The organism is Desulfosalsimonas sp., from assembly GCF_055149105.1.
Genome location: NZ_JBSRLA010000091.1, coordinates 1 through 9,977 on the forward strand (window position 1 = coordinate 1; position 9,977 = coordinate 9,977).

Annotated in this window: 8 protein-coding genes; 1 reads left to right on the forward strand and 7 read right to left on the reverse strand. The window is 52.6% G+C overall.

Features of this window, described 5'->3' with window-relative positions; genetic code table 11:
- Positions 1-350: 350 nt before the first annotated feature.
- The 4 genes from ACTCIA_RS15490 to ACTCIA_RS15505 all read right to left on the reverse strand — a co-directional run bounded on the left by ACTCIA_RS15490 (position 351) and on the right by ACTCIA_RS15505 (position 6,351).
- The gene (locus ACTCIA_RS15490) at positions 351-1,217 is read right to left on the reverse strand and encodes a copper resistance protein B (protein ID WP_463002711.1); all 867 of its coding nucleotides are present in this window, start codon (positions 1,215-1,217) and stop codon (positions 351-353) included.
- A 14-nt stretch (positions 1,218-1,231) separates the two neighbouring features.
- A complete protein-coding gene (locus ACTCIA_RS15495) occupies positions 1,232-2,992 on the reverse strand; it encodes a copper resistance system multicopper oxidase (RefSeq protein WP_463002712.1) in 1,761 nt (586 codons plus the stop codon).
- 111 nt (positions 2,993-3,103) lie between these two features.
- Entirely contained in the window at positions 3,104-5,035 is a 1,932-nt protein-coding gene (locus ACTCIA_RS15500; protein ID WP_463002713.1) for a copper-translocating P-type ATPase, read from the reverse strand.
- A 218-nt stretch (positions 5,036-5,253) separates the two neighbouring features.
- A complete protein-coding gene (locus ACTCIA_RS15505) occupies positions 5,254-6,351 on the reverse strand; it encodes an L-lactate dehydrogenase (RefSeq protein ID WP_463002714.1) in 1,098 nt (365 codons plus the stop codon).
- A 310-nt stretch (positions 6,352-6,661) separates the two neighbouring features.
- Here ACTCIA_RS15505 and ACTCIA_RS15510 point away from each other — a divergent pair, with 310 nt between their 5' ends.
- Entirely contained in the window at positions 6,662-6,820 is a 159-nt protein-coding gene (locus ACTCIA_RS15510; RefSeq protein ID WP_463002715.1) for a hypothetical protein, read from the forward strand.
- A 108-nt stretch (positions 6,821-6,928) separates the two neighbouring features.
- Here ACTCIA_RS15510 and ACTCIA_RS15515 read toward each other — a convergent pair whose 3' ends face one another.
- The 3 genes from ACTCIA_RS15515 to ACTCIA_RS15525 all read right to left on the reverse strand — a co-directional run bounded on the left by ACTCIA_RS15515 (position 6,929) and on the right by ACTCIA_RS15525 (position 9,868).
- A complete protein-coding gene (locus ACTCIA_RS15515; RefSeq protein WP_463002716.1) occupies positions 6,929-7,744 on the reverse strand; it encodes a ZIP family metal transporter in 816 nt (271 codons plus the stop codon).
- A 770-nt stretch (positions 7,745-8,514) separates the two neighbouring features.
- Entirely contained in the window at positions 8,515-8,991 is a 477-nt protein-coding gene (locus ACTCIA_RS15520; RefSeq protein WP_463002717.1) for a GNAT family N-acetyltransferase, read from the reverse strand.
- Between the two features lie 307 nt (positions 8,992-9,298).
- A complete protein-coding gene (locus ACTCIA_RS15525; RefSeq protein WP_463002718.1) occupies positions 9,299-9,868 on the reverse strand; it encodes a sugar O-acetyltransferase in 570 nt (189 codons plus the stop codon).
- Positions 9,869-9,977: the final 109 nt, after the last annotated feature.

Consider the following 9,977-nt stretch of genomic DNA (forward strand, 5'->3'; position numbering starts at 1 on the left):
ATAAGCACCTATATCATAAATGAAAAACTTTCGCAAGCCTGATTTTTAATTTTTCTTAATTATTTTAATGAGTTTTCTTTTATTGGACAGGCACTAATTTACGGGCATACACGGCTGCCTTAATGCCGGCAAGGCCCGCGGCCGCCCTGGCGCCCAGCTCAATAAATATCCCGTTAATATCGAGTTCGGTCCCATCATCCGGCACCAAGCCCTCTAACCGGTCATCACCTTTTATTTCCGCGGCTTTTCGGCCTTCATGAACGTTTATGTTGCTCTGCCGCAAACTTTGGGCAAGATGCCCCCCCACTTCGAGCAGCTCACAAACCAGGGCATGGGAGGTAAACCGTGCTTTAAAACCAGAAGCGAATTCCTGCCACAAATGCCGTGGTGTCTGTGTCCTCGCCCTCTTTCTCTGCCAGGTCGGCGGCTTCACCCAGTTTCCGCTTCCAGGATACGCCGATATATGGAGCGAATTCCCTGCGGATCTCGTAACGCAGCCTGAGACCCAGCGTGATATCATTGAAACCCTGGCCGACCCCGTATTCCTCGACTTCCTGAACAGCCAGGGAGGTTTCCAGCCGCGGTTGAACAATCAGCCGCTGGGTTATCAGCAGATCATATTCGGCCTCCAGACCGGCTGACACATCCCCGTCTTCGCTCACATAGGCGGTGGCATCGACTTCGAACCAATACGGCGCAAGACCCTGGAGGCCGACGGCGGCAAAGCTCCGTTCCGGATCGGGTTCAAAATCGTGCCGAACGCCGAGCTGAAAATCCCAGAAAGTGTCGATGCTGCGCCCATAAAGCAGCTCAACTCCGATCTCTTCAAACTCTTCGGCATCCATCAGCCATGAGCCCTCGCTTTCCAGATATAGCTTATTGTAATCTCCTCCGACCCAGGCCATCACGTCCCAAAGCATGAGGTCTTCTCCTTCACGGGCCTGATACTCGAAACGATCGGCCTGAAAGAAGGCAAACATTTCATTGTCATGGACCGGCTGCGCACCGAAGTTCTTTCTCGCCTCCGGACCGGTATCATCGGCATACTTTCGGATTGCCTTGCCCCCGGGTGGTCCGGGTGCGGCCTTGTGATAGCCGGCCGGATATGGACTGCTGCCCGAAGAACTTGTATTCTGCCCCAAAGCCAGGCCGGGAGCGCAGAGAATCAACAGAAACAAGGCCGCCCGCCGGATCATGAATCCTGTCTTTAATGTCATTATCTCCTCCTTTCTCAGGCGACCCGGACGACCTGGAACATGCCGGCTTCCATGTGATAGAGCAGGTGGCAGTGAAACGCCCAGTCTCCTTTCTCAATAGGGGTAATGAGCGCGGATAATACCTCGCCGGGCTTGGTCAGAATCGTATGCTTAAACGGCAGTTTTTCCGCCCCGTTTTCCAATTGCATCCACATCCCGTGCAGGTGGATGGGGTGATCCATCATGGTATGGTTGACAAGAAACAGCCGCAGCCGCTCGTTATGCCGGAAAAGATAGGGCCCGGGGTGTTCGGTAAACTTCATGCCGTCAAAGGAAAACATGTAGCGCTCCATATTGGCGGTGATGTTAATCGTCATCTCGCGGTCAACCGTATGCTTGTAAGGATGTGGTTCCGCTGAGACAAGATCCTCATAGACCAGCACGCGCCAGTCGTCTTTACCCAGGCCGAGACCGGGTTCGTTTAGCCGGTAGCGGGGGTTGTGAACGACCATGGCCACATTGATGTTTTTTTCCGGCATAAACGGCTTCGGGCCGTTGGGCCCCGGAACATCCGGATCCGGTTTCGGCCGGTTCCCGTTGTCTGTGTGGCCGTGCTGCATATTGTTGGCACCCATTTGGCCGGAAGAACTGCCGGACATCATTGCCATGCCGATATCTTCAAGCTTGCGCACAGGGCGCGGACGCAAGGCGGGCACTTCAGCTTCCATCCCTGCTGCCGGGGTCAGTGTGCCCCGCGTGTATCCGCTGCGTCCCAGCGATTCGGCGAAAATGGTAAAAGCCCGGTTTTTCTGCGGCCGGACCAGCACATCATAGGTCTCGGCGACTCCGATGCGAAACTCGTGCACAGGGACGGGTTCCACCGCCTTGCCGTCAGCCATGACCACCTCCATGTCCAGCCCCGGGATCCGCACGTCAAAGTTGGTCGTGGCGGCTGCATTAATAAAACGCAGGCGAATGGTTTCGCCCGGGGCAAACTTGGCCGTCCAGTTCATGGCCGGCGAGTGTCCGTTCATCAGGTAGGTATAGGTATATGCGGTCACATCGGCCAGGTCCACGGGACTCATGCGCATTTTGCCCCAGGCCATGCGGTCGGCCAGCGTATTGCCAAACCCGTGTTTGTCTGCATCCCGGAAAAAATCCCCCACGGTTCGCCGCTGGTAGTTGTAATAGTGCCCCTCCAGGTTGATATGCCGAAAGATGGCTTCCGGATCCTCAAAAGACCAGTCAGAGAGCACAACCGGAAAATCCCGATCATATTCAAACGGCTCGCCGTCTTTGGGATCGATCACAAGCGGCCCGTATGCGCCGGTCTGCTCCTGGAAGCGCGAATGGCTGTGATACCAGTAGGTGCCCGCCTGCCTGACATGATAGCGGTACTGGTAGGTCTCTCCGGGGCCAATGCCCGCGAAATTGATTCCCGGCACACCGTCCATGGGGAAAGGAACAAGAATGCCGTGCCAGTGGATCGAGGAATGGGCTGTGTCATGCAGGTCATTGGTTACATTGAGGACAACGTCGTCTCCTTCCCGCAGACGGACCAGCGGCCCTGGCACGGATCCGTTTATGCCGGTGGAAGTGCCCTTTTTCCCGTCTATGCGGATCGGAAAATACCCGATGGTCAGATCGTATCGCGTCTGCGGCGGGATTGCATTGATGCCGGTGTCCAGTGATTTCGCCCATACCGGCAGGGGCCAGGACAGCGGAACTCCGGCGAGAAAAAGGCCCGCACCGGCGCCCTTGATAAAACTGCGGCGCGTCAAACCGGGGGTTTTCAAAATAGGCCTCCTTTTTTATCCTGTGTCATATGCCTTATCGGCTGCCTTGTATCTGAGGCAAACTTGAAAAGCGATAAATTCAGGTTTCAAAATATCCACGGGCTGCATCATTCATGTCGAAAGCTTTAAAAACCGGGCGTTTATCGCCACGATCACGGTGCTCAAAGACATGAGAACGGCACCGACTGCCGGTGAGAGAAGAATACCCCAGCTATAAAGCACTCCGCCTGCCAATGGTATGGCAAAGGCATTATAGCCCGTGGCCCATGCCAGGTTCTGGAGCATCTTCCGATAAGTCGCCCGGGACAGGTCCAGAATGGCCACTGCATCCATGGGATTGCTCCGCACCAGGATGATATCAGCCGCCTCCACGGCCACATCCGTACCCGCGCCGATTGCAATCCCCACATCCGCCTGGGCCAGGGCCGGCGCGTCATTGACGCCGTCTCCGGTCATGGCCACGGTCAAACCGCGGGACTGGACTTCTTTCACCTTCTTGGCCTTGTCCTCGGGCAGAACCTCGGCGAAATAGTCATCCAGGCCGATTTCTTCCGCCACCCAGGCAGCCACCTGCTTGTTATCGCCGGTGAGCATCATGCACTGGATGCCCATTTGTTTGAGTTTTGAAATCGCCTGTCTGGATTCTTCCCGGATGATGTCAGCCAGCGCCACGGCGCCCACAGGCGTCTGGTCAATCACAATAAAGACAACGGTTTTGCCCTGGGTGTTTAATTCGTCAATCCGATTATCATCCACAGATAAATCGTTTTCCCGGAGATAGCCCGGGCTGACGACCTTTACGTTTTTTCCTGCAACCTTTGCCTGCGCGCCCTTGCCTGTAATGGATTTGAAATCCTCGGCTTTTTGCGGGTTTTCCACCGCTTCGGCGATTGCCTGTGCAATGGGGTGCTGGGATTGGGATTCAACAGCTGCGGCATAACCGAGCAGATCCTCCTGGCTGTAATCATCTGAAAAGCTCAGGGTTTCGGTCACGCCGAAACGGCCTTCGGTCAGAGTTCCGGTTTTGTCAAAAATAATGGCTTCGATATTTCGCGCCCGCTCGAAAGCGGCCCGGTTTCGGATCAGCAGGCCGTTTTTGGCCGAAAGTGCGGTGGAAACGGCAACAACCAGGGGAACCGCAAGGCCCAGGGCATGCGGGCAGGTGATGACCATAACCGTTACCGTGCGCTCCAGGGAAAAAGCAAAATCTCTTCCCATAAACCCCAGCCAGACCACCAGGGTGATCGCCCCGGAGGTCAGCGCAATGATGGTCAGCCACAGGGCGGCCCGGTTGGCCAGATCCTGGCTTCTGGACTTGCTTTGCTGGGCCTGCTCCACCAGGTCGATCATCTGGGACAGGTACGAGTCCTTTCCGGTTTTCTGCACCGTGATCGTTAAAGATCCTTCGCCGTTGACCGCCCCGCCGATCACCTGTGTGCCGGCACTTTTGGAAACCGGCTTGGACTCACCGGTTATCATGGACTCGTTGACAGCACTTTGGCCCTCTGACACCTCGCCGTCCACTGGGACTTTTTCTCCGGGCTTGACCAGCACCCGGTCGCCGGCCTGAATTTCCTGTATGGAAACATCCTTTGTGCTGCCGTCATCCATGACCTTATGGGCATCTGAAGGCATGAGCTTTGCCAATTCCTCAAGCGCCCGGGATGCGCCCATGACCGAGCGCATTTCGATCCAGTGGCCAAGCAGCATGATGTCGATCAGGGTGGCCAATTCCCAGAAAAACACTTTGCCGGCAAGGCCGAAGACCACGACACTGCTGTAGATATACGCCGTGGCAATGGCAACGGCGATCAGGGTCATCATGCCGGGCTGGAATTTTTTCAGCTCGTCAAATATCCCTTTTAAAAACGGCCACCCGCCGTAGAAAAAGATCGCCGATGCCAGGGCAAACAACACGTATTGATCGCCTGCAAACCCAAGCTCCTGCAGCCCCAGAAAAGACTGGATCATGGGGGAGAGAAACAGCACCGGCACTGTGATGGCAAGGGATATATAGAAGCGTTTTTTGAAATCCGCCACCATGTGGGCGTGATGATCGCGATGGCCGCCATGATCCCCCTGGCCATGGCCGGAATGCGCCTTTTGGTTCCCGGAGGAAGCGTGATCGTGTCCGGATTGTCCCCCGCCATGTGACCCACCTGAATCATGTGGCTGATCTTTCCGGCTTTGCACGTTGAGATCTCGCTGCGATTTTTCCTGTGTCCCTGTCAAGACATACTCCTTTGAATAAAGGTTGTCCCTTAAACGTCGAGCCGTTGGACCACTTCTTTGAGCTTGTTTGCCGAATTGCGAAACATGGCGGCTTCTTCGTCGCTGAGTTCCATGAAAAGCTGGCGTTGAATCCCGTTTTGACTGAGCACCGCAGGCAGACTCATGCATACGTCACCGATGTCATAATATCCGTCAATCAGACTTGAAACCGTCAGCACACTGTTTTCCCCCCGCAGAATACTGCTCAGTATCTGTACCAACCCGAGAGCTATGGCATGATTGGTATAGCCTTTTCGATTGATGATTTCATAGGCGGCCTGTTTGACCTGGTTAAACAGCAGATCCTGGTCGTCTTTTTCACAGGATATCCGGCTCATGGCACAATAGTGGTCAAACCCCATGCCTGCTATATTGACCTGGCTCCAGACCGGCACCTCGGTATCTCCGTGTTCACCGATCACAAAAGCCTGCACATTTCTGGCATCCACCCCGCAGTGGCGGCTCAGCAGAAAACGAAAACGGGCGGTATCAAGCACAGTGCCCGAACCGATGACCCGATTCATGCTAAACCCGGAAATCCGATGCGCCACACAGGTCAGAATATCCACGGGATTGGACACGATCAGCAGGATACCCGGATCCTGTCTCGCGATTTCCGGGATGATGTTTTTAAAAATTTCCGTATTTTTCCGGACCAAATCCAGGCGGGTTTCTCCGGGCTTCTGGGCGGCACCTGCGGTAATGACCACGATATCTGCGCCCCGACAGTCCGCATAGGTTCCTGGATGAATCTTTGTCGGCCGTACAAACGCCATCCCGTGATTCATATCCATGGCATGACCTTCGGCGATTTCCTGATTCCGGTCGATTAACACAATTTCAGAGGCCATGCCGGTGGTCATTAGAGCAAAAGCAAACGTGGCGCCCACCTGTCCGAGCCCCACGACTGCGATTTTTCGGGAAGTGCCGATGTCAAGGGGCTTTTGGGCAAGATATCGATCCGGATTACTGGAAAATGCCTCCTGGCATGCCCGGGTGCAAAAGTGATAAGTCTTTCCCAAATAGCTGAACTTGTGTTGAGCGCTTCGGTCATCAACCTCCATGCCGCAAACCGGATCTCTTGTCATTTTGACTCCTTTTCTTCATAGAGATTGGCGGGATCCTGTTAGGATTATGACCGGAGGTATCTAAGGGGCATGTTCTTTAACATAACTTTGGTCCTGCAGGTTGGCAAACCGGTGAAACATTCATTCTTCCCGGCCGCCCCATTGAGAAAAGCAACTCCCCAGGAAATTTGGGAAGCCACGTAATGACCCTTTGCCTGGTTCCCGGCGGGGAAGCCATGGTTGCTATGGATCAGCCAGATGTCGCTGATCCCAAACAGGTGGTGAAGGCTGAATTTGTGGCGGAAAAATATGGCTTCTGCCGGGGGAAGTGTTGAAAGGCTATGAACCTGTCGTCTACAGGGATGGAAAGTGGAAGATAAAACCGGGGGCGGCTTCAATCCCGGTTGTACGGGCCACTCCCACCGGAGCTATGGCCTATGCCGGGGTGGGATTCAGGAGCGTGGCCAAGCTGCCGTCAAAGGACTGGTAGGCCAAAATATAACGCATGGGCTGTGAGGTCTGGCGCGTCCATGCCCCAGACCTCGTCGTGCTAGATGCGATTGCTGGCGCTTTCTGTGTTCATTTAATGTCAGCTCCGCTATCCCAATCCCACATCGAGTAGCATCATCACCGCAAAGCCCGTCATGGTTGCCATGGTCACCAGGTCAATGTTTGCCTGGTTCCGCTGAGATTCCGGAATCAGTTCTTCCACGACTACAAAAATCATTGCGCCGGCAGCAAAACAAAGGGCATAGGGCAGAATGCTCTGCATGTGCAGGACAAATGCGGCCCCAAGTACCCCCGCAATCGGTTCGACGATGCCCGACGACTGCCCCATCAGGAAACTCTTTGTACGGCCCAGCCCTTCTCTTCTCAATGGCAATGACACCGCCGCCCCTTCGGGAAAATTCTGGAGGCCGATTCCGATTGCCAAGGCTATGGCACCGCCAAGCGTAGCAGAAGAAAGATTGGCTGCCACAGCCCCGAAAGCCACGCCGACCGCAAGACCTTCGGGAATATTGTGTAAGGTGATGGCAAGGACCAGCAGCGTGCTTCGCTGCCAGGATGTCTTGATCCCCTCGCTTTGCGCCTTCTCCAGACCTATATGAAGATGGGGGAGGACACGGTCTGTCAGTCTCATGAAAAACCCTCCAACCATAAATCCGATGACGGCTGTCAGCCAGGGAATTTGCCCCATCTGTTCCGCCATTTCAATCCCTGGTGCGAGCAATGACCAGAAGCTTGCGGCAATCATCACGCCAGCCGCGAAACCAAGCATCGAATCCATGACTTTGGGCTTTACATTTTTCGCGAAAAAAACGATCGCAGCTCCCGCAGCAGTCAAGCCCCATGTGAAGAGCGTTGCCATCAGCGCTTGTGTAATGGGGTTGTATTGTTCTAAGAAGTCAATCATATCGTTTCTCTCAAAATATCGCCAACCGCTAAATTAAGCGGCGCCCTGACAAGGGCGTCCGGTAGACGGCCGCCATACCGGGAACGTACTAAGTGCCCCAACGAAAACCAGGATTTTTTCTCACGCTCAAGGAAGGCGAAAATTCTTACCGCAAACATACCCGAAGTATTCTGAAGATTACAATTTGACAATTTGAGCCTGACACAGATATTGGCAAAAAAAAACGATTTTCGTTCAGGCACTTTTTGAGCGACTGGTCGGGCACCTATCGGGACAGTTCCTGGCGTGATTCGACAGGAGTCCACTCAAATGTGGCAAGGGACCAAGGCTATCGTATGGCCATCAAAGAAATACCGCAGAATTGCACGAATCTCAGTCATTGCTGATAAAATGCGGCTGTGAACAAAATTCTCAACAAAATGGTTGGATATGTCTGCAAGCAGTTGTTCCTGAAAGCCCTTGCAGTGATCGGTCCCATCCTTTACAGAATAAACCGATATCGGTTCTTCTTGGCACACTGATGCGACAGCGGAACTCAGATCCCTGTGAATTGGGTTGTTATGAGCCATATATTCAGTGATCCCAAGACCTTGAGCTTATCTTGCCACGATAATAAATAAATTTATTATGAGTTGAATATCATTACTATCTCTGGATGACCTGTGTGCTCATCAATTTGTTCTTTATTTGATAACTTGATCAATATCTGATTTTTCGAATTTTCTTATCATGGCTTTTTATGTACTCATAACATGAATTTCAGTGATCATTTATTTGCCAGCAAAGCCTGATGCGGCTAATTTCATAATAACGGTCGGCACCCCTGCTGTATTTGGCCCGCCATCCTTAACATCAGCAAAACCTGATTCTGTATATAGCTTTCTTGCAGGCTTTCCTTCAGGAACTGATTCATCAAATGTCTGTACAAATATATCCGCTTTAGGATTCAGTTTACTAATTGCGAATTTAAGCAACTGCCGGCCAAATCCCTTTCTGCGACACTGTTTTGAAACTGCAAGCCATACTATTTCGTTTGACTCTTTTGAGATAATAATACCACCTTTTAACATTCTCTCCTTTTTATTCAGATTTGATCGAATGCAAAAAGCTCTTTCGCATTTGATTGCCTGCCTTAAAGCTTCTTGAAAAGCGATTTCGTCAGCCATAGGTCCGAAAAGTGGCTCGACTTCTTTTACCAGCACAATCCATGCATCAAAATCAATTGGATTTGAACAGTCAATATCCATCTTAATTTTATACCTTTGTATTTGCGCATAATGACCAGGCGCAGCGACGCTGAAAAGGCGACAGCTTTTTTAGCGTCCGGATAGAGCACCTTGTTTGGCAGGCTTTCATTTTCCGGGTAACTTAGCAAAGAAACTCTTACGCATGGTCTGACGCAAGCACGATGAATTGTTCTTCTAAAATATAAGGACACTCCTCATCATGCTTGAAGCCTACCAAGGCTTGCGCGACCTTCAGGGGAATTTCGAAAATGTAATCGACATCCGCCTCGCCTCCGCCTTCTCCAGTAGCGGGCATTGTCAGCCATAGTCATGGAAGGTCCTGCTCAGCAACTCCGCGAATCACTTTACAGGGGTTGCCGGCAGCGAAAACGTCCTTGGGGATGTCTTTAGTCACAACACTCCCGGCTCCAATTACGGAGCGCGGGCCAATTCGTACTCCTGGGCAAATGATCGCTCCGCCACCTACCCACACGTCTGAGCCAATCTCTATCGGTTTTGCGAACTCTTGACTTCTGCGGAGCTTCGCATCGAAAGGATGAGTTGCTGTGTAAATCTGCACAGCCGGACCAAAAAGCGTGTAGTCGCCGACAATCACACGGGCCACATCTAGTACGACACAGTTGAAGTTAAAGAACACCCGTTTACCAAGTTCTATATTGATTCCATAATCGCAAAAAAACGGCGGTTGCATCCATACCGTGTCACCGCCCCGGCCAAACAACTGGCAAAGGATATTCCGGCGCTCCTCGTCCTGCCCCTCGCGGGTTAAATTAAGGTCTTGGCAGAGGTCCCTCGCACGGTTGCGTGCCTGGACAAGTTCCGGGTCGAGGGGGTTGTATAGCTCTCCGCCCAACATCTTTTGCCATTCAGAGGCCATATTCCCTCACTTAATTGCTACGTCTCACAATAAGTGACCCCAAAAGTCCAACAATAAATGACTGTAGATGGGGTTAACCAGTATCAGTCAACCCCATCTTATAGATTAT